This window comes from Camelimonas sp. ID_303_24 (assembly GCF_053543495.1).
In genome coordinates this window covers 1-24,895 of sequence record NZ_JBLLJM010000044.1, presented here as the reverse complement: position 1 = coordinate 24,895, position 24,895 = coordinate 1, and the positions used below count along the sequence as shown (strand labels likewise).

At 68.2% G+C, this 24,895-nt stretch carries 22 protein-coding genes; 10 read left to right on the top strand and 12 right to left on the bottom strand.

Features of this window, described 5'->3' with window-relative positions:
* Positions 1-71: 71 nt before the first annotated feature.
* Entirely contained in the window at positions 72-1,328 is a 1,257-nt protein-coding gene (gene mtaB / locus ACERNI_RS17670; RefSeq protein ID WP_448834543.1) for a tRNA (N(6)-L-threonylcarbamoyladenosine(37)-C(2))-methylthiotransferase MtaB, read from the bottom strand.
* Complete coding sequence (gene dapF, locus ACERNI_RS17665; protein WP_448834542.1) at positions 1,328-2,206, bottom strand: diaminopimelate epimerase; 879 nt, start codon at positions 2,204-2,206, stop codon at positions 1,328-1,330. The genes mtaB and dapF overlap by 1 nt, the downstream gene beginning before the upstream one ends.
* Positions 2,207-2,711: 505 nt before the next feature.
* Between dapF and ACERNI_RS17660 the strand changes: the two genes are divergently transcribed.
* From ACERNI_RS17660 to ACERNI_RS17625, 8 genes are all read left to right on the top strand, one after another.
* Positions 2,712-3,770, top strand: a complete 1,059-nt coding sequence (locus ACERNI_RS17660) for a GyrI-like domain-containing protein (protein WP_448834541.1) — start codon at positions 2,712-2,714, stop codon at positions 3,768-3,770.
* Positions 3,771-4,119: 349 nt separating this feature from the next.
* A complete protein-coding gene (locus ACERNI_RS17655) occupies positions 4,120-4,311 on the top strand; it encodes a glutathione S-transferase (protein WP_448834540.1) in 192 nt (63 codons plus the stop codon).
* Positions 4,311-5,882, top strand: coding sequence for a signal recognition particle protein (gene ffh, locus ACERNI_RS17650; protein WP_448834539.1), 1,572 nt, complete (start codon positions 4,311-4,313; stop codon positions 5,880-5,882). Before ACERNI_RS17655 ends, ffh begins: the two co-directional genes overlap by 1 nt.
* A gap of 109 nt (positions 5,883-5,991) precedes the next feature.
* Positions 5,992-6,360 (top strand): 30S ribosomal protein S16, encoded by a 369-nt coding sequence (gene rpsP / locus ACERNI_RS17645; protein ID WP_448834538.1) that lies wholly within the window; start codon positions 5,992-5,994, stop codon positions 6,358-6,360.
* 174 nt (positions 6,361-6,534) lie between these two features.
* A complete protein-coding gene (gene rimM, locus ACERNI_RS17640; RefSeq protein ID WP_448834537.1) occupies positions 6,535-7,146 on the top strand; it encodes a ribosome maturation factor RimM in 612 nt (203 codons plus the stop codon).
* A 62-nt stretch (positions 7,147-7,208) separates the two neighbouring features.
* Entirely contained in the window at positions 7,209-7,880 is a 672-nt protein-coding gene (trmD, locus tag ACERNI_RS17635; protein WP_448834536.1) for a tRNA (guanosine(37)-N1)-methyltransferase TrmD, read from the top strand.
* A 46-nt stretch (positions 7,881-7,926) separates the two neighbouring features.
* Entirely contained in the window at positions 7,927-8,376 is a 450-nt protein-coding gene (locus ACERNI_RS17630) for an acyl-CoA thioesterase (protein WP_448834535.1), read from the top strand.
* Positions 8,377-8,833: 457 nt separating this feature from the next.
* Positions 8,834-9,160 (top strand): hypothetical protein, encoded by a 327-nt coding sequence (locus tag ACERNI_RS17625; protein WP_448834534.1) that lies wholly within the window; start codon positions 8,834-8,836, stop codon positions 9,158-9,160.
* Between the two features lie 348 nt (positions 9,161-9,508).
* Here the strand turns inward: ACERNI_RS17625 and ACERNI_RS17620 are convergent, their stop codons facing one another.
* The 8 genes from ACERNI_RS17620 to ACERNI_RS17585 all read right to left on the bottom strand — a co-directional run bounded on the left by ACERNI_RS17620 (position 9,509) and on the right by ACERNI_RS17585 (position 19,918).
* On the bottom strand, positions 9,509-10,888 hold the full coding sequence (locus tag ACERNI_RS17620; protein ID WP_448834544.1) for a WcaI family glycosyltransferase: 1,380 nt from the start codon (positions 10,886-10,888) through the stop codon (positions 9,509-9,511).
* A gap of 105 nt (positions 10,889-10,993) precedes the next feature.
* Positions 10,994-13,141: a GumC family protein gene (locus ACERNI_RS17615; RefSeq protein ID WP_448834533.1), complete on the bottom strand. Its 2,148-nt coding sequence runs from the start codon at positions 13,139-13,141 to the stop codon at positions 10,994-10,996.
* Entirely contained in the window at positions 13,138-14,430 is a 1,293-nt protein-coding gene (locus ACERNI_RS17610; protein WP_448834532.1) for a hypothetical protein, read from the bottom strand. The genes ACERNI_RS17615 and ACERNI_RS17610 overlap by 4 nt, the downstream gene beginning before the upstream one ends.
* Complete coding sequence (locus ACERNI_RS17605) at positions 14,423-15,487, bottom strand: glycosyltransferase family 4 protein (RefSeq protein WP_448834531.1); 1,065 nt, start codon at positions 15,485-15,487, stop codon at positions 14,423-14,425. The genes ACERNI_RS17610 and ACERNI_RS17605 overlap by 8 nt, the downstream gene beginning before the upstream one ends.
* On the bottom strand, positions 15,456-16,325 hold the full coding sequence (locus ACERNI_RS17600; RefSeq protein ID WP_448834530.1) for a WcaF family extracellular polysaccharide biosynthesis acetyltransferase: 870 nt from the start codon (positions 16,323-16,325) through the stop codon (positions 15,456-15,458). Before ACERNI_RS17600 ends, ACERNI_RS17605 begins: the two co-directional genes overlap by 32 nt.
* Before the next feature lie 2 nt (positions 16,326-16,327).
* The gene (locus ACERNI_RS17595; protein WP_448834529.1) at positions 16,328-17,884 is read right to left on the bottom strand and encodes a hypothetical protein; all 1,557 of its coding nucleotides are present in this window, start codon (positions 17,882-17,884) and stop codon (positions 16,328-16,330) included.
* A 617-nt stretch (positions 17,885-18,501) separates the two neighbouring features.
* The gene (locus ACERNI_RS17590; protein ID WP_448834528.1) at positions 18,502-19,086 is read right to left on the bottom strand and encodes a polysaccharide biosynthesis/export family protein; all 585 of its coding nucleotides are present in this window, start codon (positions 19,084-19,086) and stop codon (positions 18,502-18,504) included.
* Between the two features lie 460 nt (positions 19,087-19,546).
* Positions 19,547-19,918: an EthD domain-containing protein gene (locus tag ACERNI_RS17585; protein ID WP_448834527.1), complete on the bottom strand. Its 372-nt coding sequence runs from the start codon at positions 19,916-19,918 to the stop codon at positions 19,547-19,549.
* Positions 19,919-20,336: 418 nt separating this feature from the next.
* Here ACERNI_RS17585 and ACERNI_RS17580 point away from each other — a divergent pair, with 418 nt between their 5' ends.
* Positions 20,337-21,368, top strand: a complete 1,032-nt coding sequence (locus tag ACERNI_RS17580) for an Lnb N-terminal periplasmic domain-containing protein (protein WP_448834526.1) — start codon at positions 20,337-20,339, stop codon at positions 21,366-21,368.
* A 26-nt stretch (positions 21,369-21,394) separates the two neighbouring features.
* On the opposite strand, the gene ACERNI_RS17575 is transcribed toward ACERNI_RS17580, so the two are convergent.
* Complete coding sequence (locus ACERNI_RS17575; protein WP_448834525.1) at positions 21,395-22,903, bottom strand: NAD-dependent succinate-semialdehyde dehydrogenase; 1,509 nt, start codon at positions 22,901-22,903, stop codon at positions 21,395-21,397.
* A 231-nt stretch (positions 22,904-23,134) separates the two neighbouring features.
* On the opposite strand from ACERNI_RS17575, the gene ACERNI_RS17570 reads away from it, so the two are divergent.
* A complete protein-coding gene (locus tag ACERNI_RS17570) occupies positions 23,135-23,998 on the top strand; it encodes a protein phosphatase 2C domain-containing protein (protein ID WP_448834524.1) in 864 nt (287 codons plus the stop codon).
* Between the two features lie 3 nt (positions 23,999-24,001).
* On the opposite strand, the gene ACERNI_RS17565 is transcribed toward ACERNI_RS17570, so the two are convergent.
* A complete protein-coding gene (locus tag ACERNI_RS17565) occupies positions 24,002-24,502 on the bottom strand; it encodes a very short patch repair endonuclease (RefSeq protein ID WP_448834523.1) in 501 nt (166 codons plus the stop codon).
* Positions 24,503-24,895: the final 393 nt, after the last annotated feature.

The following is a 24,895-nucleotide window of genomic DNA, read 5'->3' as shown; positions in this document are numbered from 1 at the left end:
GTCCCATAGGGCATCCTTCCGTTCCAAAGAAGGGATCGCACCATCAAACCATGGGATCAAACACCTAGCGCTCACGTTCCAATCAGGCTGCGGCCGTCGTGGCTGGCGATCGTGACGTCGATGATCGCGCCGTAGGGGGCAGGGGTTCTCAGGCGCACGGGCGTGAAGGTTTCGGTGCGGGCCTGTTTCCGCTCGACCAGAACGCGGCGACGCTGGCCGACCTCGCTGTCCAGATAGGCCTTGAGCGCGATGTCGCCGGCGGCGCGCAGACGGCGGGCGCGGTCCTTTACCTCGGCGGGGTTCACCTGCGGCATGCGGGCCGCCGGCGTGCCGGGGCGGGGGGAGAACGGAAACACGTGCAGGTGGGTGAGGCCGCATTCGGCCACCAGGTCCAGGGAGCGCTGGAACATGGCTTCGGTTTCCGTCGGGAAGCCGGTGATGATGTCGGCGCCGATCACCACATTGGGGCGCAGGCGGCGGGCTTCGGCGCAGAACGCGATGGCGTCGGCGCGGTTGTGGCGGCGTTTCATCCGCTTCAGGATCATGTCGTCGCCAGCCTGCAGCGACAAATGCAGGTGCGGCATCAGTCGCGGCTCGTCGGCCAGCGCCGCCATCAGATCGGGATCGGCTTCGACCGAATCGATTGACGACAGGCGCAGGCGCGGCAGTTCGGGCGCGTGCTTCAGCACCTGGCGCACGAGGGTTCCGAGGCGCGGTCGCCCTGGCAGGTCATCGCCGTAGCTGGTGATGTCGACGCCGCTCAGCACCACTTCCGCCGCGCCCAGCGCCACGGCCTTGCGCACCTCATCCACCACCAGGCCCATGGGGGCGGAGCGGGATGGGCCGCGACCGTAAGGAATGATGCAGAAGGTGCAGCGATGGTCGCAGCCGTTCTGCACCTGGATGAAGGCGCGCGCCTTCACCGCGTAGCCGTCGACCAGATGCGGCGCGGTTTCGCGCACCTCCATGATGTCGCCGACCAGCGTGCGCGGCGCTTCGGCCGCGCCCGGCGCCAGCAGTGATCGCCAGGCGTCGCCGCGCATCTTCTCGGCGTTGCCGATGACGTGGCCGACCTCTGGCATGGCGCTGAACGTCGCGGGCTCGACCTGGGCGGCGCAGCCGGTCACGACAATGGTGGCGCCGGGGTTCTCCCGGCCAAGCCGGCGGATGGTCTGCCGGGCCTGGCGGGTTGCCTCCGCCGTGACGGCGCAGGTGTTGACGATGACGACAGGCCCCGCGCCGCCAGCCGCCGCCAGGGCGTGGCGCTTCATCGTCTCTGATTCGGCCGCGTTGAGACGGCAGCCGAATGTGACAACCTCGACGGACATCAGGCGGCGTCCGGCGTGGGCCCAGCGGCAAAATCGTCTGGCAACCGGCCTTCCCATTCCAGTTCGGCCGGCCCGGTCATCAGCACATGGCTGTCGCTCTCGCGCCAGGCGACGGTCAACTGGCCGCCGGGCAGGTCGATGGCAACCTCGCGATCGGTGAGGCCGCGACGCATGGCCGCCACGGCGGTGGCGCAGGCGGCGGTGCCGCAGGCCAGCGTCGGCCCGGCGCCGCGCTCCCAGACGCGCAGCAGGATGTGGCCGCGATCCAGAACCTGGGCGAAGGAGACGTTGGTCCGTTGCGGAAACAGTGGATGCCGCTCCAGCGCCGGACCCTGGGTCGCAAGGTCATAGCTCTGCTGGTCGGGGACGAAGCAGACCAGATGCGGGTTGCCCATGCCGAGCGCCGAGGCGGGGCCAGGCGCGCGCCAGCCGGGAAGGTCGACGGCGATCGCGTCCATGTCGGCGACATCGTGGGCGAGGGGGATGTCGCGCCAGTCAAGGCGCGGCGGCCCCATGTCGACGGTGTAGCGGGCCTCATCCACCCGCTGCGCCTCCAGTGCGCCGGCGGACGTTTCCAGCCGCACGCGCTCCGGCCCGCCGTCGCGGCCGATGGCCCATGCGACGCAGCGCGTGCCGTTGCCACAGGCGGCGGCTTCCGAGCCGTCATTGTTATAGATGCGCATGAAGGCGGCGGCGCTGTCAGAATCGTGCAGGGCCATCAACTGGTCGAAACCCGACCTTTGGCGGGCGGCGATGGCGCGGGCTTCGGCGGGCGTGATGATGTGGTCGCGTCCGCGCAGATCCATGACCAGGATTTCGTTGCCGATGCCGTTCATCTTCAGGAAGGGAAAGCCGGCGAGGGGCGAGGCGGCGGCCATGGCGTGCGAAATCCTGTTTTCGGGCGCGGCCGTCAATGCGACCTGGACAGCGCCCTGCTAAAGCATGGCCCCTATATGGCTCCGGCGGCCGCAAAAAGCCAGCTTTGCCAGTGGAGCTGTCCTGCCTGAATGATGCTGCAATCGCGCGTGAGCGGGAGCGGCCCGCATGGTGCGTTTGCCAGGTTCGCAGGCTGTTGTGCGCCAGCGCCGGGTTTTGTGTGCGGGCGCTCGCACGTTGACGCAAAGCGGCCTACATTCCGCCGCAGGGCGCGTGGACGATTCTGGCGATGGCCCTCCCGGCGATGATTCCTGACGGGTGCGGTCTGGCCAGGAGTGGGGTCGGGCTGAAGGTCGCAGCAGCGGCCGCAGGGCGCGAAAATGGTGATCGGCGATGCAGCGCATGGAATGTGAGGCGGCTATTCGGCGGATGGGGACCCAGGCTTCACGCGGCCGCGCGTTCGCGCGCACCGTGGCGGACCCCGGTTGGTCCGGGTCCGCCAGGTTGATGCTGGCGTCGCTGCTGGCTCTGGCCGTGATGCTGTGCGCGGCGGCGGCCCGGGCTGAGGGCGCCGATGGCAAGGGCGCCGCCGTTACCCCGCCAGGATCGGGCGCCTCTTCCGCTTCGCCGGCCATGGCGCAGCCTGGGGCGGCGCAGCCGGCTGCAGGCGCCCAGAAACCGGATGCCCAGAAGCCGGCCGTCCAGAGCCAGGATGCCAAAGATCAGGTCGTGAAAGATCAGGGCAACGACCTGAAGAAAAACGGCGGGCCGTCTGATGACGGGCGCGTGGGGCCGGCCGGCGAAGGCACGGACGAGGACGCGGCGACGCTGCCGGAGCCTGATGACGGCAAGCCGCGTCGTGGGGCCGAAGGACCGCCGCCGGCGCCGCGTGGCCCGACGGCCTATGCGGGGTTGCCGACCCTGTTGCCGTCGCCGGCCGAGGCCGGGCATATTGATGAAGTTGAATTGCCAAAGCGCACCATGGCGATCCTGTCCGGCCGCAGCAGCTGGGATGATGGTTTCAAAAGCCTGTTCGACAGCTTCGACGCCATTGCCGCAGAGTTGGCGAAAGCGGGCGTGAAACCGGGGGGGCGGCCGCTGGCGGTGTTCGTGTCCACCGATGAAAATGGTTTCAGCTTTGAGGCGATGACGCCGGTGGCGGCCGCGCCGGCCGATGCGGCGAAGGTTGGCGGCGGCGTGCGTTTCGGCGAATCGCCGGCCGGCAAGGCAATTCGCTTCACCCATAAGGCGCCTTATGAGGAAATCGACACCACCTATGAGGCGATCACTGCTTATCTCGATTCCAGGAATATTGCCGCTCAGGACGCCTTCATCGAGGAGTATGTGACCGATCCGAAGGATCCGTCCGACGCCACGCTGCAGATCAATATCTATGTCCAGCCGAAGCCGGCTGGCGGCGATGCGGGCAAGAACCCTGCGAATTCCGCGCCGGTCAACCCGCCGCAGGCCGGGCAGAAGCCGGATGCCGCCGGAGGGCAAACCCCGGCGACGACGCCTGATCCGGCGTCGCCGAAAGACGGCCCTGCTGGCAAGCCCGCCCGGTGAAGGCGCGCGGCGGCGACGCGAGGCGCCCGCCTGTCGCCGTTGTGCAGGCCGGCGCAGCAGCGGCCCGCCGGGGTGATTCTTGACTCTCAGGCGTTTACGGCCCATTAGCATGGAGATTGCCCGAACGATTGTTCGCGAGCCGCCGACCGGCAGGGGCCTTGCACAGGTTCTCCGGAGGTCAACGTCCGACAGCGCGATGCGCCCTCGGGCGCTGTTGGCGTTTGCGCACATCCGCCGGGCGCCGCATTGTTCGCGCAGCTTTGCTGCCGGTGAAACTGGAGACGGGTTTTTGGGGCATTCCGCCGACATAAACGCTGGATCGCATGGCGCGCCCGCCGGGGCGCCGGGCGTGAACGACTCCATCAACGCCGTCTGCCCGTGGACAGGCAAGCCAATCAGCGCCGATGGCCTGACGCTTTACGCTGGCGCGGTTGTGGGGTTCGCCAGCGCCGAACTGCGGGACCAGTTCGCCAGGGCCGTGCGCCAGTTTGAGGACGCGCTGGCGGTGCGCCGGGCCGAAACCGCAGGGAATTCCGAATAATGTTCGAGAGCCTTTCCGAGAAGCTTTCCGGCATCCTCGACTCCCTCACGCGCCGCGGCGCGCTGTCGGAGGACGACGTCAACGCCGCCCTGCGTGAGGTGCGCCGGGCGCTGCTTGAGGCGGATGTGGCGCTGGAAGTGGTGCGCTCGTTCACCGACAGGGTGCGCAGCCGCGCTGTCGGCGCCGAGGTCATCCGCTCGGTGACGCCGGGCCAGATGGTGGTCAAGATCGTCCATGACGAGCTGGTCGCCATGCTCGGCGCGGAAGGCGAAACGCTCGATCTGGAAGCGGTGCCGCCGGTGCCGGTGCTGATGGTCGGCCTGCAGGGCTCGGGCAAGACCACCACCACAGCCAAGATTGCCCGCCGGCTCAGCGAGCGCAACAAGCGCAAGGTGCTGCTGGCGTCGCTCGATACCCGCCGCCCGGCCGCCATGGAACAGCTGGCCGTGCTGGGCCAGCAGGTGGGCGTGGCGACGCTGCCGATCGTGCCGGGTCAGAACGCGGTGCAAATTGCAAAGCGCGCCATGGAGGCCGCCCGTTTCGGCGGCTACGACGTGGTGATGCTCGACACCGCCGGCCGCGTCACCATCGACGAGGAGTTGATGGAAGAGGTCGCCCAGGTCAAGGCGGCGACCAATCCGCATGAGGTGCTGCTGGTCGCCGACGCGCTGACCGGCCAGGACGCGGTCAACACCGCCCGCGCCTTCGACAGCAAGGTTGGCGTCACGGGCATCGTGCTGACCCGTATGGATGGCGATGGCCGCGGCGGCGCGGCGCTCTCCATGCGCGGCGTCACCGGCAAGCCGATCAAGCTGGTCGGCACCGGCGAAAAAATTGACGCGCTGGAAGAGTTCCATCCCCAGCGCGTCGCCAACCGCATTCTCGGCATGGGCGACATTGTCTCGCTCGTCGAGAAAGCAGCCGAGACCATCGACGCCGAAAAGGCCCAGCGCATCGCCGAGAAGATGCGCAAGGGCAAGTTCGACCTGGAAGACATGGCCGACCAGCTGGCGCAGATGGAAAAGGTCGGTGGCATGAAGGGCGTGCTCGGCATGCTGCCGGGCATGGGCAAGATCCGCAGCCAGATCGAGCAGGCCAATATCGACGACAGCATCTTCCGCCGCCAGCGCGCCGTCATCATGTCGATGACCCCGCAGGAGCGGCGCAATCCCGACGTTCTGAAAGCCTCGCGCAAGAAGCGCGTCGCCGCCGGCGCCGGGGTGAAGGTGGAGGACGTCAACCGGTTGCTGAAGCAGCACCGGCAGATGGCCGACGTAATGAAATCCATGGGCAAGGGCGGTCGCGGCGGTCTCGGCGCGGCCCTCGGCAACATGTTTGGCATTGGCGGCGGTGGTTTGCCAGGCGGTCTTCCGGGCGGCATGCCCGGCATGCCCCCTGGCGGTCCGACGCCGGAAATGCTGGCCGAAGCGCAGAAGGCGCTGGGCCAGATGGGCAAGGGCGGCAAGATGCCGGAATTGCCGCCAGATTTCGGCAAGGCGCTGAAAGGCGGCCTGCCAGGGCTTGGCGGTCTCGGCGGATTGGGCAAGCTGCCGTTCGGCAAGAAGAAATAGGCGCCGTTTTCAAAAAACCCGTCTTCACACACCCGTTTGCCGGGCGCGGTCCAGCCGGACCGCGTCGCGGAACAGTTTTTGAACTTTCGAGCATTCCCAGGAGATACCAATGGCTCTGAAAATTCGTCTCGCCCGTGGCGGCGCCAAGAAGCGCCCGTTCTACCGCATCGTCGTGGCCGACGCCCGTTCGCCGCGCGACGGCCGTTTCATCGACCGTCTGGGTTCGTATGATCCGCTGAAGGCCAAGGACGACGCCACCCGCATCGTGCTCGACGTCGAGAAGGCGAAGGAATGGCTGGCCAAGGGCGCCCAGCCGACCGACCGCGTGCTGCGTTTCCTCGACAACGCCGGCGTGCTGAAGCGCGAAGCCCGCAGCAACCCGAAGAAGGGTGAGCCAGGCGCCAAGGCCAAGGAGCGCGCCGCCGCTGAAGCCGCGGCCGCTGAAGCCGCCGCTGGCGGTGAAGAGGCTTCTGCGTAATTCGTGATGACCAGGCGGTTCCGCGCCCCGCCCGCTTCGCGGGCATCTGACAGGCCTGCCTCCGCACCCGGAGGCAGCGCGGGCGCGCCCGCCGCTGCGCCGCAGGCAAAGGCTGACGATTCGCGTGAGAGGGGGCGGTCCGCTCCCTCCCGCACCCCCGAAGGATGCGTGGTGGTGGCCGAATTTGGCCGCGCCCACGGCGTCCGGGGCGAGGTCCGCCTCAAGTCGTGGACGGCCGATCCGGCCAGCGTTCGCGATTATGGACCGTTTATAAGCGCTGACGGGCGTCCGCTGCGCCTGACCAGCCTGCGCCCCGCCCCTGGCGGCGAGGCGGACATGTTCATCGTGCAGGTGGAGGGCGTCAACGACCGTTCCGCTGCCGAGGCGCTGGCGCGCCAGCGGCTGTTCACGCCGCGGGACCGCCTGCCGCAGCTGGACGATGAAGACGAGTTTTACCTGGCCGATCTGGTTGGCCTTGCCGTGGAGAACGATGACGGTCGCCGCATTGGCGATGTCATCGCCGTGCACGATTTTGGCGCTGGCGACGTGATCGAGATCCGGCCCGGGACAGGCGCTCCAGCAGGAGTTGGGGAGAAGCGCGGCTCCGTCATGGTTGCCTTCACGCGCGATTTCGTGCCGGTGGTCGACATCGCGGGCCGCCGCCTGGTGGTGACGCCCGATCCGTTCCTGAGCGATGGCCAGGAGACCGATGGCGAGGGGACGGATGACCAGGGCCCTGAGGATAACGGCCCGCGTGGTTCTGCCGGCGACGGGGCTGCATCGTGACTGATGGATTCCAGTCGGGCGACACAGCTCAGAGGCCAGCGCGCGCGCCCTGGCGGGCCAGCGTGCTGACCCTGTATCCGGAGATGTTTCCCGGCCCCATGGGCGCCTCCCTGGCCGGCGACGCCCTGTCGCGCGGCCTGTGGAGCCTTGAGGCGCGCAATATCCGCGATCACGGCCTTGGCCGGCACAAGGCGGTGGACGACACGCCGTTCGGCGGCGGCCCCGGCATGGTGCTGCGCGCTGACGTGCTGGCGGCGGCAATCGACGCCGCGGCGCCGGCTGATGACGCGCGCCCCCGTTTGCTGATGTCGCCGCGCGGCCGCCCGCTGACCCAGAAGCGGGTGCATGCGCTGGTCGACGGACCTGGCGTCATCATGGTCTGCGGCCGTTTCGAGGGCGTGGATGAGCGGGTGATCGCCAGCCGCGATCTCGAGGAAGTGTCGATTGGCGACTATATCCTCTCCGGCGGCGAAATGGCGGCGCTGACCATTCTGGACGCCTGCGTCCGGCTGATTCCCGGCGTCATGGGGGCGTTTACCTCGGCCGGCGAGGAAAGTTTCGAAAACGGCCTGCTGGAATATCCGCACTACACCCGGCCCCGGAGCTGGGAGGAGCAGGACGTTCCGGAGGTGTTGATGTCGGGCGACCATGGCCGCATAGAGCGCTGGCGCCGCCAGCAGTCGCTGGCGATCACCCGGGCGCGCCGGCCGGACCTGCTGCCGCAGGACAGCTGAACTTGCGTCCGGATTAGCCGGCAGTTTTGCAACAGGTTGGGCAGACATGACGCGCATCAGGGATATTCCGGGCCGCCTGATCCCGGACGCCTATCCATTTTCTTTCGTCATCCGCGCCACCTATGGCGATCTGGACGCCAACCATCACATCAACAATGTCGCCCTGCTGCGCTTTGTTGAAGAGACGACGGCGAGCCTCAACATGCGGGTGTTCGGCGAGGATGCGATCGTGCGCCCTTCGGGCGGCGTGCAACTGCTCACCGCCGCCGTCAGCATCGATTTCGTGGCGCAGGGCTTTTATCCGGGCGATATCACCGCCGCCGCCGGCATTGCCCATCTGGGGCGCACGTCTTTCGTCTATGCGTCAGCCCTGTTTCAGCCCGGGCGGTGCATTGCGGTGGCCAACACCACGCTGGTTTACGCCCGTGACGGCAGGGGCGTATCGGTCGCAGACGACGCCCGCGCCGTCATGCAGGCCTTCCTGTTGAAAAGTTAAGGTTAATTATCGTAAGTGGCGACTGTTTACTTCGCGGTCACCAACTTGCCGTAAATCATCAACATAGAGGCGGCCCGTTTTCTCCGCCGCTCAACCAGATCCCGGTTCCGGGTCATTCCGAGAAGCTCCCATGGCTGTAAACACCCTGTGCTATGCGTTGATTGCGTTTGTCACTCTTGCGCTGCTGGCCGTGCCGCGCGTGTTGCCGGCGATTGGCTGAGCAGGGTGGCGGGAGCGTCGCGACGCGGCCAGGTCGTGTAACGCGATGCCGGAGCCGGACGTTTGCATGCGCGGATCCGGCTGGCTGACATATTCGGGCCACTGTTGCGGGCCATGAGAGAGACATGCGGAGCAGAAGCCGTGCGTCCGGCTTTTCCTCTGCTTCCCCCAGGGAGCATGGCTTGCCGTCGCCATAAGCAATGCTCATTGCGTCAACTCATGCTATAGCACCGCAATCATGCAAAATCGTCCGCTCATCATCGACAAGAAGCGCGAAGACCTCCCGCCGCTCCGGGTTCGCCATGAACCGCCGACCATCGCGGAAGCGCTGGCGGCCGCCAGTGATCTCTCCGACGATGCCGAGGAGCGCATCGCCATTGCCGCCAGCCTGATGGGCGTGCCGGAGGAGGACGTGCGGCCGGTCGCGACCGAACTGGCCCGGGTCCGGCCGCAGAAGGTTCTCACCATTTCCACCCGCTCCAGCACGGCCCGCCAGGTTGTGGTCGAGCGCAAGGTGGTTGTGGAGCGCCGCACCCCGCGCGCCACGCTCGCGCGCGTCCGCTGAGACTGCGCCGGCGCATTTTCGCAAGACGGGCAGCGCTTTTCGTGATGGAAATGCGCGCAACCACAGAGCTGGTCCGCGCCCCGCGGGCCAGAGTTCGCCCGAAGAACTGTGGCTGAAGAACTCTGGCTGACGTGCCCTGATTATCTGTCCGGATCGGCCAGACCCTGTGAACGCGGGACGAAATCGCGCGCGGTTGTTCCGGGCTGGGTGGTTTTTCTGACGAAATGATGCGCGCCTCCTGCTGGAAACTGTTCCGGCAATGGCTCCGGTTGCGACATCGCTGGCTGGTCGTCTGGCTACGTCGGGCTCCTGCCGGGGCGACGCGTTCTGGCCATGTTGGCGGGGCGGTCATCCAGGGAAAGCATTTCCGCCAGATTCCCTTGCCAGCTTCCCTTGCCAGGTTTTCCTCGTCGGTTTTTCCTGGCCTGTCTTCCCTGGCGTGGCAGGCCCATCGCGGGCCGGGCGGGCATGATGCGCCGCCACATTCTCCAATACATCCACCACGCCGTTGAGACAGCGGCGGCGGTCCAGGAGCAGGGCCTTGCGCCAGCGGGCGTGGCGCTCACGTTTCGTCTGCGCCGGGCAGCCTGGAGCAAGGGCCTGGACGACGGCCGCCGCAAGGGCCGCCGCATCGTGGGGCGGGCACAGCAGCGCCGCGGTTCCGAGAAACTGCGCCAGCTCCATATCGGCGGCGCCGGTGATGACCACCGGCTTGCCGCTGGCCAGCATGCCGGCGAGGCGGGAGGGCAGCGCCAGTCCATCCCAGGCCGGATCCTGCGGCATGATGTGGACGTCGGCGAACTGGAGCAGGGCCGGCAGGGCCTCCTCTGGCTGCAACGGCAGGAAGCGGACGTTGGCCAGGTCCGCCGTTGCCGCCGCCAGGTTGGCGCGCAATGGCCCATCGCCGGCGACGACAAACACCAGATCGTCGCGGTGACGCAGCAGGCGCGCCGCCCCGGCCAGCAGCAGGGGCGCGTGCTTGCGGTTGATTGAGCCGGCATAAAGCACGATGCGCTTTTCATCGCCAATGTCGGCCAGGCGCCGCCAGGCGGCGGCGCGGGCCGGGTCGTGACCGCGCGCGATGCGCGGAACGTCAATCCAGTTGGGCCAGAGGTGGATGCGGCTGCTGGCGACGCCGCCGCGGGCCAGCGCCCGGCTCATGGCGGGGGACAGGGTGACGACGGCATGAAACCGCTGGCGCAACCGCGTCAGGCGCGCCGCCAGGGCGGCGGCGTATTTTTTGCCCCGGCCATCGCCGGCCCCAACGGCGGTCTCAGGTTCAAGATCGTGCACATGCAGCGCGAGCCCGGCGCCTGTCAGGCGGGCCGCCGCCACCGCCGCCGGCGCCGCCAGCAGGGTGGGCTCGACACAGACAACCAGGCCGGGCCTGTCGCGCAGAATGCGCCAGATCACCACGGGGGCCGAGGTGATCGCAAAGCCCAGCGGAGCCAGCAGGCGCCATGCCCCGCGCATGGGCCGCCGCAGGATCAGCGGACAGCGCCAGATCGTCACGCCATCACGCTCTTCCCGCGCGTAGCGGTTGCGAAACCCCTGCTCCCGCCACGGGCGGGCGTCCCAGTGGGGATAATGCGGCGGCGCGGTGATGACGCTGACCGCGTAACCGCGCCGCGCCAGTTCGTTGACGATGTCTGCGGTATAGCGACCGACCCCGACAATCTCTGGCGCGTGGTTCATGCCGTAGACGAGGGCGCGCGGCGCGTTGGCCAGCTTGCTGGACTGGCCGGTTGTGTAGGTCCGGGGAGCCTCCGGCCAGAAACTTTACTATGGGCGAATTCCGGTCGATCGGACGCTTCCGTCTGGTTGGGAAACGCTCTAGCCATGAAAATATCTCCGCGTGGCGGCCTCGCCATGAGCGCCCGGCGGCCCATAGCGGGGGGTGCGGGCCGGATTGACCCGCGTCAGCATCACGGCGCCGAGTTTGCCATGCGCGGCCAGACGCGCGCCCATGCGCCGCGCCAGGCCGCGCGGCGTGCGGCCCCAGCGCAGCGCCAGCACGGCGGTGTCGGCCGTGCGCAGCAGCATGCTGGCGTCTTCGGTCACATCCATGGGCGGCGCATCAACAACAACATGGTCGAACGCCAGCGCCATTCGGCGCAGCAATGGCGCGGCGGAGATATCGACAAGCGACAACGGGGGGTTCGCCCCGCCGGCCATGGCGCCGGCGGGAACCACCGCCACATTGGCCCGGCGCACGCTGGCGCTGGCAAATGGCGCGCCGGCCCGCAACATGTCTGTCAGCCCCAAATGGGCGCGCAGGTCAAAAAAACGCGTCAGCCCGGCGTTGCGCAGGTCGGCGTCGACCAGAACGACGCGATGTCCCGCCTCCGCGAGTGACAGGGCGAGGCCGATGGCCGTGGTGGTTTTTCCGTCCCCGGGTTGCCCGGACGTGACCAGCACGATCCTGCCGCGCCTGGGCTCTGGCAGCGCCGGAGCCATTGCCAGGGCGGGATGCGCGCGCGTCGCTTCCAGGCTCATCCGGACGGCGCGGAAACTTTCGGCGAAACGCGACTGCGGGCGCAGGGCGACGGTTGTCGCGGGCTGCATGACATGACCGCGCGCCTTGCGCTCGCCGGCGCCAAGCATTGGCGCCCCGGTGACGCGGGCGATGCCGAGGTCCGCTGCGACCTGCTCGGGAGAGAGGCAGGGATCGAGCATGCTTTCCCGCAGCAGCGCAACGCCCAGAACGGTGATCGCGCCGGCCACCGCGCCGAGGATCATCAGGGGAACGGGGGGCGCGAGGCGCTGCGCCGCTTCCGCCACGGCGGGCGACATGATGCGGGCTTCAGGTTCCGCGACCTGGGTCAATTCCTGCAACCGCCGCAGACGGGCCAGCGCCGCCTCATACGCTGCCCGGTCGGCGCCAGCCTGCCGCTCCAGTTCCCGCAACCTGATTGCCGCATCGCTGGCCGCCCCCTGGGGCGCCGCTTCCGTCTGGCTGGCGTCGAGCGACTGGCGCAGGGCGGTTTCGCGCGCGGCGGCGATGTCAGCTTCGGCCCGCAATGTCTTCATGGTCCGCTCGCGCTCGGCGCTGATCTCCCTGGCCATGGCGCCGATCTGGGCGCGCATGGCGGCGCGCTCCGGGTATTGCGGGCCATAGCGGGTGGCCAGATCGGCATCGCGCCGTGCGAGATCCGTCATCTGCCGGCGCATGGCCTGCACCGCCGCAGAGATATTTTCACTGTCATCGCCCGGCGTTGCCGACGAGAAGCGCTCAAGGCGGGTTCTGGCGTTGATGGCGGCGGCGCGGGCTTGCGCCAGGCGCGCGTTCATGTCGGCGAGTTGCTTCTCCGCCAGGCTGGCGCCGCTGGCGTCGCCCCCCGCCACCAGCGCATGTTGCCGCCGCCAGAGCGCCGCCGCACGCTCCGAAGCCTGCAATTGCTGTTCCAGCGCCGGCAGGCGTGCTTCCAGGCTGCCGACGAGCCGGGTGGCGGCATCAATTTTCAGCTGGCGATGCTCGGTGACCCAGGCGTTGGCCACGCTATTGGCAAGGCCGGCGGCGATGTCTGGCGCATGCGCCGTGGCGGTGATCCGCCAGACCATGGTGCGCGGCAGGCGGCGAACCGCAAGCTGGTCTTGCAAGGTCAGGGCCGGATCGCGATGGCGCGCGGCGCCCAGCCCTGGCGCACTGGCCAGGGCCCTGAGCAGAACCGGGCGCGACAGCGCCATGAGCCCCTGATTTTCGACGGCTGCCTCCGGCAGGCCGGCCCCATCGTCCATCCGCCCGCTCGCCCCGGTCCGCGATGGCGTCAGCTCGATGTCGGCGAATGCCTGCCATTGTTGGGGAAGCCAGACGAGCGCGATGACCGCAGCGAGCAGGCCGAGCGCCGCGCCGCCCGCCATGGCGGGGCGATGGCGCCGCAATGCGTTCACGCCGCGCGCCGCGACCGGCGTCTCACCGGCCGGATGCGCGCCGGGACCGGCAAGGCGGACATCCCCGGGGGGCGCCAGGCGCGGCGTCATGCGCCCGCCTCGCCCGAACGCGGAGCCGGGAGCCGCCAGCCTGCGGTGATCATCGCCGCCGCACTCACCGCGAGGCTGAGCCACAGGGGCTTGAGCGCCGTGCGCACCGGATAGGCCGCCATCAGATACAGGCAGGCCATCACCAGCATGCCGGCCACCGCGCCGGGAAGAGGGGAGACGCCCGCCGCCCGCGCGCCCATGCGAAAGGCGCAGGCGACAAGGGCGACGAACGCCAGCTGGCTGGCGGCGCCGAACCACGCCAGCTCCACATAGCCAGGCATGGGCGCGAAGGCGTGCAACCGGACCTGGGCGTCGAGAATGTCGGCGAAGCCGTCGATGGCCGACGGCAGGGGCGAGAAACTGAGCCAGATATAGCGGTCCGGGAAGGCAATGGTCCCGGAGGCGGCGGCGCGCCATTCGCCGATGCCGGCGGCGACGGCGAAGATGCCCTCCGTTATGTTGCCGGCGAGCCGGGGAGCCCATTCGCCGGTCCGGGCGATCTGTCCGGGCAGGAGCGCCAGACTTGCAAGGCCATGCTCGCCGCTGTTGCGGCCGGCCAGCGCTCCGGCAAGAGCGACAAGGATCGCCAGCCCGCCCAGCGTCAGCCGCAGCCGCGCGGCGCGCCAGCCACAGCCGGCAAGCGTGAAGAATGTGAAAGCGGCCGGCGCTAGCGCCGCCGCGCGGGAGTGCGCCGCCAGCAGCCAGATCGTCGTCACAAGCGCCTGAAGCAACAGCAACGCCGCCAGCGGACGGGAATGGCCTGGCGCGGCGATCATCGCCGCAGCCATGGCCGCCGCAGCGGCGCCTGTGAGTGGCAAGGCGCCAAGCGCCAGAGCTGAGGGGGCGCCGCGCGTCATGACTGCCGGATCCGTCAGGTCCAGATAGTGGGACGCCGCCCACAACCGCTCCAGGTCCAGCGTCGGCATCGCCGCGAGAAACAGCGCCGCCCAGATGGTCGCACAGGCGGCGGCCATCAGTGTTGAGGCCGGCGTTTCGCGGCCTTGGGATGGCGACAGCCGGCTGGCTGTTTCCAGCAGGCGCGTGGCCAGAAACAGGATGGCGGCGGCGACAATGGCGACAAGGAGATCGGCGTCGCGATCGGCTCCGCCATAGAGGTCCAGCATCTCATGGCTGGCAAGGTCGAGCCTGACCAGCCAGGCCATTGCCTGGGCGGCCACGAGATAGAGCCTGAACAACAGCAGCGCCGGCGCGCCGCGGGCCTGGCGACGTTGCCCCAGAAGCATGATCAGTTCGGCGGCGATAATCAGGGCGATGGCGACGTCATCCATGATGCCCGTCCATTTCGACGGGCGCCGGAGCCAGGGGCGGCGCGCCCAGCAAACGCGCGGCCTGGGCCAGGGCTGTCGCGCGCTCGCGCCGGAAACGGCGCAGGGCATTCCTGCGATGCGCCGGAAGCCAGGCGGGGTCAGCGCGGATGGTCCCGATCAGCTCCAGTGCATGCGGGACGAAATGGCTTTCCGACGCCAGCACGACGCCCGCATCGCCCACCAGATCGCGAATGCAGCCCCGGTCCGTTGCCAGCACGGGCACGCCCTGCGCCATGGCCTCCAGCACCACCAGGGGCTCCGCTTCATTGGCGTAACGGCTTGGAAAAACCAGCAGGTCGATCTGCTGGTAGAATGCGCTTTTCGCGGCGCCGTCGACAGGCCCCAGCCATGTGACCTCGCCCGCGGCCACGCTCTGGTCGATGGCCATGCGGTCTTTCTGCGAGGCGACAGGCCCGGCCAGCAGGCAACGCACTCCGTGCTGGGCGGCCAGGGCGCCGGCCAGGGCAAGAAACAGGTCCAGTCCCTTTGCCGGCGACAGATTGCTGATCATGCCGATAACAAGCGGGCGGCCGGCGCGCGCGCTGTCCATGATCTCAACCATGGCCGCGGGCTCGATGAACGCGGCGTTGGACAAAGTGGTGAGCCGCAGCGAACGGCCATAGCGCTGGCGCAGGGCGTCCGCCATGGGGCGCCGCAACGCCACGTGCACGGCCTGCTGGCCGCCCAGCTTCAGCAGGGCGGCCAGCAGGGGGCGCCGCCGGTCCGGGGCGATGTGGCTGTGATGATGGAAGGCGAGACTGCACCCGGCCAGTCGCGCCGCGACGGCGAGCGCCATGGCGTAGAGCAGGCCGGCGCCGCCGTCGCAGCCAATGTGGACGCGCACCGGATCGCCGCGCAGTCGCCGCTCCTGAACCAGGGCGAGCGCCGCCGCCGCCGCGCGCCGCGCCCGTCGCCAGTGGTAGGCGGGGTTCGTTCGGGAGCCTGGCGCGGCCAGGTTGAACACGACCGGCTTTGCGCCCGCCTGTTCAGCCAGGCTGGCGAGGCCCCGCATGGCCATGGCGTATCCATGCACTGGCGGCGGCAGCGGCCCGAGCAGAATGTGACGGGGAGGGGCTGGCTGGATATTCGGGGCGCTGGGCATGGGCTCCTCCAGGCAAGGCTGGCTCCGCTGGGCGACGTCGCCCCGGCCGGGCGGGGCACCCCATGGCGATGACGCCGGCTGGAACATCGTGGAAGGCGGACGAGCGGGCGCCGAGCACGGCGCCGTCGCCGATGGCGACGCCAGGGCCCACCATGGCGTCCATGGCGACCCAGGCCTGGTCGCCGATGACGATCGGGGCCGTCGTGTAACGAAAATCAGCGCGATCAACGGCATGGCCGGCGGCGCAGAGATAGCTGCGCTGGGAAATGACCGCGTGTGCGCCGATGGCGATGGGGGCGAGGTTGTAAAGTTCCGCCCCGCTGCCGATCCAGGCGTGGTCGCCAATCGACAGCTTCCACGGGTAGGCGATGCGCGCCGACGGCATGATGCGGACGCCGGCGCCAATCCGGGCCCCAAACAGCCGCAAGATCTGGCGGCGCCAGCCATGCAGGGGCTGTGGCGACCAGGCAAACAGGCTGGCCTGGGCGATGCGCCATAACGCCACCACCACGAGGCTGCGCCCCCGGAAACCCGGCGGTACGCGGAAACGGCGCAGGTCCTGAAAAACCGGCGGCGCGTTGTCGGAATGCCGCTCGCCCGTGACCGCATCCAGCTCGCGGCCCCAGGGGGCGGTAGAGGCAGCGGACGCCGCCACAACCTTCAGGCGTGCTGGCGGGTGGGCCGGAATGCCGCGAGGACCAGTGGCGTGGGAGGTGGCCGGCCGCTCGCCCGCGCCTGCATGGAACATGTTCATGATTACAGCATCCTTTGCACGCTGAGCACGGTGACGATGCGCCGTTGCGGCTGGCCCGGGGAAAAGGTCTGGCGGATCGCCGCCACTTCCAGACGCGCCAGCCATTCCGGACTGAACGCCCAGGCCAGCGCCGCCGTGGCGCTGGTTGTGTGGTCGTCGCGGGCGGCGGAGGAGGAAAATGAGGAAGGCGGCAGGGGGCGCCAGCGGGCGCGCTCCCAGGCGGCGGCGAGCGTCAGTTTGAGCGTGGCGACGGGCGTCCAGCGGGCCGAAAGCGACAGCAGGGTTTGCCGTCCAGCCCGCCAATGGCTTTCAGAGGCAATGCGTTGGACCGGGGCCGCCAACCCGGCGTCGGGCGGCAGGCCATCGGCCGCGCCGGTTTCGGCGCGCGCCGCAAATACGAGACTCCGTCTGGGGCTCCAGGAGAGCGCCCCGCCCAGAACCGGCAGCACGGCGCCATGCGCCGGCCTGTCCATGCCCGCATAGATTTTCCCGGAGAAGAGGCTGATCTCCGGAAAAAGCGCGCCGGCGACAAGTCGCTCGCGTCCGGCGGCGCCATTTTCCGTGCGCCAGCGGGTTGCCGCTATTTCCGCATAGGGCTCAAATTGGTGGGAAAACCGGCGCGACGCGCGCAACGCCCCGGAGAGGACGCCGTCATCCCCGACCTGCCGCATCAGGGGCGAGGACCAGCGACTGCTGGCGGCGGCGCCCTGCGCGGTGAAGGTGAAATCTCCCGCCTGTTTCACCGCGCTTATGCCGCCGGCGAGGCGTTCGCAGGTCGCCAGATCAACGCGGGCCGAGCCGCAGGCCAACTGGCGTCCATCCCCGGAAAAGCCGCTGCCGGGTCCTGGGGCGATGGGCCCGGCGGCCAGCCCCAGCCGCGCAGCCTCCAGCCGCGCTGCCTCGAGGCCAATGTCGACCCACATATCATTTGCCGGCTGATATCTGATGGCGCCGCCGAAACGATAGCCCGCGCCAGGCGTCGCCTGTGAGGCGTAAAGGGGAAGGTCAACGGCGCCATGGGCCGAGAGCCGTACGCTCCCCAGATCACGGGTGAGGAGGGCGGCGGGACGGGCGCGCAGACTGGCCGCCGGTTCGCCGCCATTGTCGTTGACGGCGTCCAGCCTCACGCTGGCATAAATATCCCAGCCGGCAATCGTGGTGGTGGGACGTCGCGCCATATCGGCGTCGCGCCGCGTCTCCCTGTCCTGCAAGGGCCGGGCGGGCGCTGTCGCCGCGCCGGCGCTCAGGGGCGCCGCTGCTGATGCTGGAGACCATGAACGGGGCTTTTCCCATGCCGGTCCCCCGTCGCGCATCAGGGCGGGTTCGCCCATCCACATCCGGCTCCAGATATCCTCATGGGCCAGGGCCGGCTGCGCCCCCAAACCGGCGGCGCAGGCCGGCACCAGCGCCAGACCGGAGCGGGCGCCAAACCAGGCGCGGATACAGGGCCAGGAGTAGCCGCCAGACCAGGAATGGGCGCCAGACCACCAGTCGGCCCCAGGTCGCGAGACAGGGTGGATGCGCGCGCCGGGCTGACCGGGCGCCGCGCCCGATCGCATCGCATACAGCGCCCGAGGACCGGAAGAATTGGCCGCAGGTGTATTTTGCGCCCGCCTGTGCTGGTCGCGGGCGACCCGATTCTGACATGCGTTCGCACCAGTAACGGGCATCAGGCTGACAGGAGGGTGGTTGCGGTGGTTCAGCATCGTGAAGTGATATTCAAATGTATTTTAATTTTAATCAATAATGATGATTATATATATTTGTATCAATTTGGTTGTTGCTGGTTGTGGGTTGCCGATTCATGCTGCTGGTCTGCGCTCGTTTGCGTTGACCAGCTGACGTTTTTTACCCGGCAGGGTCAGGCCGCCGGGCGGTCGGGCCGGCCCGGCTGACAGTGACGTTCCCGCGGGCAGGGGCGTCCGGGCGCGGCCCATGCCAACCCGTCAGCCGGGGCTGGCATGCCCACCTGCGCCCTGCGGTCCCAGGCCGGCGTCCGGTCCCGATTGTGAAGGCGCTGGCGCATTGGCGACGGCGCCTTCACGACTGGCTGCAAGGGCTTCATCACCAAGGGCTTCATCACGAAGGGCTTCATCACCCTGGGCTGGGCATCGCGGCGTTGCCCGGAGTGGCTGCGCCTGTTTCTGAGAACAGCTGCCGTTCCTCAGGAATCGCTTCAGAAAAACCGCTCGGGCACCTTGAGCAGATCACCCGGGTGGACGGGCGTTTCAGGAGACTGCCGCATGGCGACCAGTGGTCCCCTGCCAGCGCGCTGCACCAGAATTTCGTCGCGACTGGCCCGGCGGGTGGCGCCGCCGGCCAGCGCCATGGCGCTGGCCAGATTGAGCCCCGGTTGCCAGGCGTACTGGCCGGCGCGCTCAACTTCGCCGGTCACATAAACCGGCCGCCAGGCAACAACAGCCACGGTCACGCGCGGGTGCACCAGATGCCCGCCAAGCTGTCGGGCGATGCGCTGGCCGGCTTCCTGAGGCGTCAGGCCCGCGACCTCCACCGGCCCGGCCAGCGGCAGTGCGATGCGGCCATCGCTTTCCACCGTCAATGACCCTGTGAGCCGGTCCTCGCCAAACACCGTGACCCGCAACTGGTCGCCCGCATCGAGGTGCTGGGCAAATGCCGCGGGCTTCGTGGGTGCGGCGCCGGCCGGCGTTGGCGCGTCATCATGCATGCAGCCTGCCAGCGCAATCAGCGCAACCAGCAGAATGGCGCGAGGCAGGCCGTGATTTGTTGCGCGAAACCACATGGGGCGCTCGTTCGCAGGGAATTTGGATTGCTTAAAGTTGCATGCGTCATGAATAAGTTCAATATATTTGAAATATATTCAAATTTACTTTCTGTTCAACGTGGTCGCGCCCCGTCCCATACGTCGGCGCGGGCCGATCCGGCGAAGCTGGCAAGGGCGCGCCCGCATACGGCCGGGCCGCAGGTTCAGCGCGGCGGCTGTTTCGGCCGACAGCAAATCAGCGCCCCTGCGCGTGACGGATCGCCCAGTACTGGTGCGCGCGCGCCGCAGGCCGGCCAGAGCGGGCAGGGGGAAGCCCGGGGGAGCGCACCCAGAAAAGCGCCCTGTAAAAGGGCTCTGTGGCGTCGGGCAAGCACCGCGATCGCTGCTGGCGCGGCGCTTGCTGTCGGAGTGCCGGTCGCAGGCGGCTGGAGCAGGCCTGTTTCTGCAATGCCAGCGCCGCGCGCAGCCTTCGGTCGGCCTATCTGCCGCCCGGTACGACTTCAAACTCTTCGGTCACGAAAATCGGCGATTTCGCCAGATCGATGAAGGTCTTTTCGTCGGCGAGCAAAGCAGCGCCGGCTGCGGCGCTGTCTGGACTGCGGCGCGTGAAATCCGCCATCGAATCCCACCAGAGTTCAGCGACGCCGTCGAATTCCGCCGGCGCGCCGCGCGAGGCCGCCAGCCAGGGCGCGGCGTCCTCCGGCAGGGTGTGGCTCTGCACGTAGCGGCGCAGCCGGAGCGTTTCGGCGTGGGAGCGCACCAGGGGCGCGTGTTTCTCGCGCCAGTAGCTCTGGAATTCAGCTCGGGTCAGATGGGGCAGGCGCACCAGGCAGAATGTCAGTTTGATCATCGGCGTTTCCGGTTGTTGCGGCGCCTCTGGCTGTCGGGCGCCAGCATTGTGCGATGTGCTTATAGCGCTTCCCGCAAAATGGGCGCCAGCGCGCGTCAGCAGGCGCGGACAAAACGCGCCAGATTATCAGGCGCGGGCAAGGTCCCGATCCGGCGCCTGCGGATCTGGCTCCAGCCATTCGCGCAATGATCAGCCGCGCTTTCGCGTTCTGCGGAAGGCGCAACCGTGCGATTTTGCGGCAATCGTTGAGCATGGCTGCGGCGTCAGCCAGACTGCCGCGGCGGGCAGATGTGGCGCTGGCCAGAATGAAATAGCGTTCATCCTGAACCAGGGTTTCGCCCGTTCATTTGTTTCCATGCGTGTTTTCTTATGCAAAGTGGCGTCCACTTCGTTTGAGAATGCACAATGGGGGGCATTGGTGGTTATCAGGCTGGCCGGACATGTGGTGTTTTCCCTGGCGGCGCTGTTGCTGGCGGGTCTTGGCTCCATGGCGCTCGGCTACCAGTTCGGCGTCATGCCGGGAGCGGTGGCCATCGTCGCGCTGATCGTCGCCACGGCGGCGGCGGTCTGGTTGTGGTTTGGCCGCCGCCGTCTGGCCGGGACGGGCGCCCTGGTCGCCATTTTCGTGGCTCTGGCGGTGTGGTGGGGCGGCATTGCGCCCCGCAATGATCGCGACTGGGCGGCGGATGTGGCCCATGGCGTGACGGCGACCATCGACGGCGACATCCTGACCCTGCGCAACGTGCGCAATTTTGACTGGCGCACGGAGCATGACGGCGTCGCGCGCTGGGAAACCCGGACCTACCGCCTGTCCGATCTCGACAGCCTGGATGTGTTCACATCGGTCTGGGACAGCCCGGCGATCGCCCATACTCTTGTGAGCTTCGGCTTTCGCGATGGCCAGCATCTGGTGTTTTCCGCCGAAATCCGTCGGGAGCGCGGCGAGGAGTTCTCGTCCATCGGCGGCTTCTTCAAGCAGTACGAGATGGTGCTGATCGCGGCGGACGAGCGCGATATCGTCCGGCTGCGCACCAACTACCGCAAGGAAGACGTTTCGCTGTTTCCAGTGGATGCGGACGACAGCTTCCGCCGCGCCCTGCTGCTGTCCTATCTGGAATACGGCAACCGCCTGGCGGCGCGGCCGGAATGGTACGAGACGATACGCGGCAACTGCACCACCGTAGTGTACCGGCTGGCGCGCACCCTCGCGCCCGGGGCCAGTCTTGACTGGCGCATCCTGTTCTCGGGCTACCTGCCCGATTACCTGTACGATCATGGCTATATCACCACAACCCTGCCGCTTGACGAGGTGAAGAAGCGGGCGCGGATTTCCGCCATCGGCCAGCAGGCGCCGGCCCATGAGGACTTCTCGGCGGCCATCCGCTCCGGCCCGGTCGCCACCCTGCGGCCCGCCGCCGCGACCACGACCGGGGCGGCGAAAGGCCCGTGACCGGACCGTGGCCGGAAAGCTGCGTTTCAGCCCGCCGCGACGCCGCCGAGCAGCACGTATTTCAGTTCCAGATATGGCTCCAGGCCATATTTCGAGCCTTCGCGTCCCAGGCCGGACTGTTTGACCCCGCCGAACGGCGCCATGTCGTTGGCGAGCGATGGCGCGTTGACGCCGACCATGCCGCTCTCCAGCGCCTCCGCCACGCGCCAGATGCGGGCCATGTCGCGGGCGTAGAAATAGGCGGCGAGGCCAAATTCGCTGTCATTGGCCATGGCGATCACCTCGGCCTCGTCGCGAAAAGCGATGATCGGCGCGAATGGCGCGAAGGTTTCTTCCTTCGTCACCTTCATGGCCTGGGTCACGCCGGCCATCACGGTGGGCTCAAAGAAGGTGCCGCCAAGCGCCGAACGTTTGCCGCCGGTCAGCAGCGTTGCGCCCTTGCCGAGGGCGTCGGCGATGTGATCCTCCACCTTCTTCACAGCCGCCTCGTTGATCAGCGGCCCCTGTTCGGTTTTCGGGTCGGTTCCCCGGCCCAGTTGCAACCGCGCGGCGCGGTCGGCAAGGCGGCGGGCGAATTCGTCCGCGACGCCGGCCTGGACATAGATGCGGTTGGCGCAGACGCAGGTCTGGCCGGAGTTGCGGAATTTCGAGGCCATGGCCCCGTCGACGGCGGCGTCGAGATCAGCGTCGTCAAACACGATGAACGGGGCGTTGCCGCCAAGCTCCAGCGACAGCCGCTTGACGCTGTCGCTGGCCTCGCGCAGCAGCCAGCGCCCGACGCGGGTTGAGCCGGTGAAAGAAATCTTGGCCACCCTGGGGTTGTGGCAGAACTCCAGCCCCAGCGGCTCCGCCTCGCCGGTAATGACGGAAAACAGGGCCGCCGGCACGCCAGCCCGCAGGGCCAGCACCGCCAGGGCCAGCGCAGACAGCGGCGTCTGCTGCGCCGGCTTCAGCACCATGGCGCAGCCGGCGGCCAGCGCCGGGCCCACCTTGCGGGTGATCATGCCGTTGGGAAAATTCCACGGCGTGATGGCGGCGCAGACCCCAACCGGCTGCTTCAGCACCATGATGCGCTGGTCCGGGGCCGCCGCTGGAATGATGTCGCCGTTGACGCGCTTGGCTTCCTCACCAAACCATTCGAGATAGCCGGCGTTGGAGACAATCTCGCCCTTCGCCTCCGCCAGCGGCTTGCCCTGTTCGCTGGTCAGGATCAGCGCCAGGTCGTCGGCGTTGGCGATCACCAGATCATGCCATGCGCGCAGGATGCGGGCGCGCTCCCGCGCGGTGCGACGCGCCCAGTCCTTCTGGGCCAGCGCCGCGGCGTCAATGGCGCGGCGGGCCGCATCCGCACCCAGATCGGGAACCTCGGCGATCAGCGCGCCGTCAAACGGATTGGTCACCGCGATTGTCTGGCCGGACTGGGGCGCGATCCACTCCCCGGCGATGAGGGCGTGATCGGTCAGCAGCGAGGGATCGCGCAGATCGATGCCGGCGCGCCGCGCCAGCAGGGCTCCGTTGGATGAGGTCGCTGTCATGTCCTGCTCTCCCCGCGAAATGTCGTGATCCCAACCGGCGAATGACGCCCGCCCGGCAAGGTTCCGCATTTTCCCGCGGTCCTCAAGCCATGGCTGCCATGCAAGCTGGCGCAAACTGCGCCGGAAGGGGGCTTGCCGCCGGCCGCCATGAAGCCGCCGGCTTGATCTGGTCCTGCTTTGTGCGGACAAGTCTTTGTGCCGACAAGTCCGGGAAAGCGGAGCCGTGACCCGATGCCTGAACTCCACATCATCGACAGCCTGACGGACGCCGGCCACCCTGGTCGCATCAACGAGGACGCCCATGGCTGGAATGCCAGCGCCGCCTTCGTGCTCGATGGCGCGACCACGCTTGGACCATCCGTCGCGCCGCCACCGCTGACCGACGCAGCGTGGCTGGCGACATGCGTCAGCGCGCAATTGCGGGAGAATCTGGGGCCGTCGATTTCCGTCGCCGGGGCGTTGCGCCCGGCTATCGCTGAGGCGGCGCGGCGGTTTCACGAAATGGCGGGCGATGTGCCGGAGCCCTGGCGCAATCCGGTGGCTAGCCTGCTTGGCGTGCGCGTCGCCCCGGAGGGCGCGGACCTGTTTGGGCTTGGCGATACTGTGGCCTTCGTGCGCGATGGCGCGGGCGCGACATGGCGCTGGACGCCCGCCGCATACCGGCGCGAAAATGAACGCGCCTCGGCCAAAGCGGCGCTGGCGCGGAACGGCGGTTTCGGCAGCGCCGGCGCCGCCTATGATGAGGCTCAGGCGTTGACGGAACTGCGGCGCAAACGCACGTGGCACAACCGTCCGGGCGGCCCCTCATGGTTGGTCGGCGTCGTTCCAGAAGCCGCCGATCATTTGCAGGTCCGGGCGCTGGACCTGTCAGGGCCGGTCACTGTGTTGCTGTGCAGCGATGGCTTCGCCGAACTGGTCGATCATTACCAGCGATATGAACCGGATGGCCTGCTCGAAGCTGCGGTCCGGCGCGGGCTGTCCAGCCTGTGCGCGGAGTTGCGCCATATTGAGCGTCAGGAAGACCCGGACGGGACGCGCTATCCGCGCTTCAAACAGAGTGATGACGCCACGGCGCTGCTGGCGCGGATCGGCTGAGGTTCAGGCGGGATCGTCGTCAAGGATGGTTTCCTCGTCCAGGGCGATGTCGCCGGCATCGGGAATCTCCAGGCGCGGCGCATCGCCCGCCAGCCATTCGCCCAGCGTGGCGGCGATATCGTCAATGGGTTGTCGCCGCCGTCCGCGCAGGGCGCATTCCCACACTTCCGCCACGCGCCATCCGTCGGCGCGCAATGCGCTCGCGGCGCGGGCGTCGACTTCCTGGTTGTGGGAGATCTTGGCGCGCCAGAAGGCGGCGCGGGTCGCCGGCCAGCGAAACATGTGGCAACCGTGACCGTGCCAGAAACAGCCGTGCACGAAGATCACTGCGCGGAATTTGGGAAACACCAGATCCGGCGCGCCCGGCAGCTTGCGATCGTGCAGGCGAAAGCGGAAGCCGCGGGCATGCAGCGCCCGGCGTATCGCCATTTCGGGGCGCGTGTTCTTGCCCTGGATGCCGCGCATCATCCGGCTGCGGGTTGGGGCGTCGACAATATCAGCCATCGACGTGGATTTTCCGCCCACGAAGAGACGGATGCAAGGGGCGAAGAGGCGGCGGAGAGGGGCCTGCGCGCTGTGTGGCGAGAAGTTTTCCCAGGGCGTTTTGTGGGGTGTGCTGGAAAATTCCCAACGCGGTCAGTCGGATAGGAATCGTTACGTTTGTTACCTCCACAGGGTTTGTTGGGGTTGGGTGACGATTGGATGAAGGGGCGTTGACATGATTGGGTGGTGGGTCCTATAAGGCACCCATCGGCGGCGGGGTTCACCCGCTGTTTCAGCCAGACCCTTCTGAGAGAAGTTGGCGGAAGTTGCCCGGTTTGATTGATCGGGCGGGTTTCGCGTTTCTTTGGTTTGCGTTCTGGCGGTTGTCTGGTAGTCTGGACGGCCTTGCTCTTT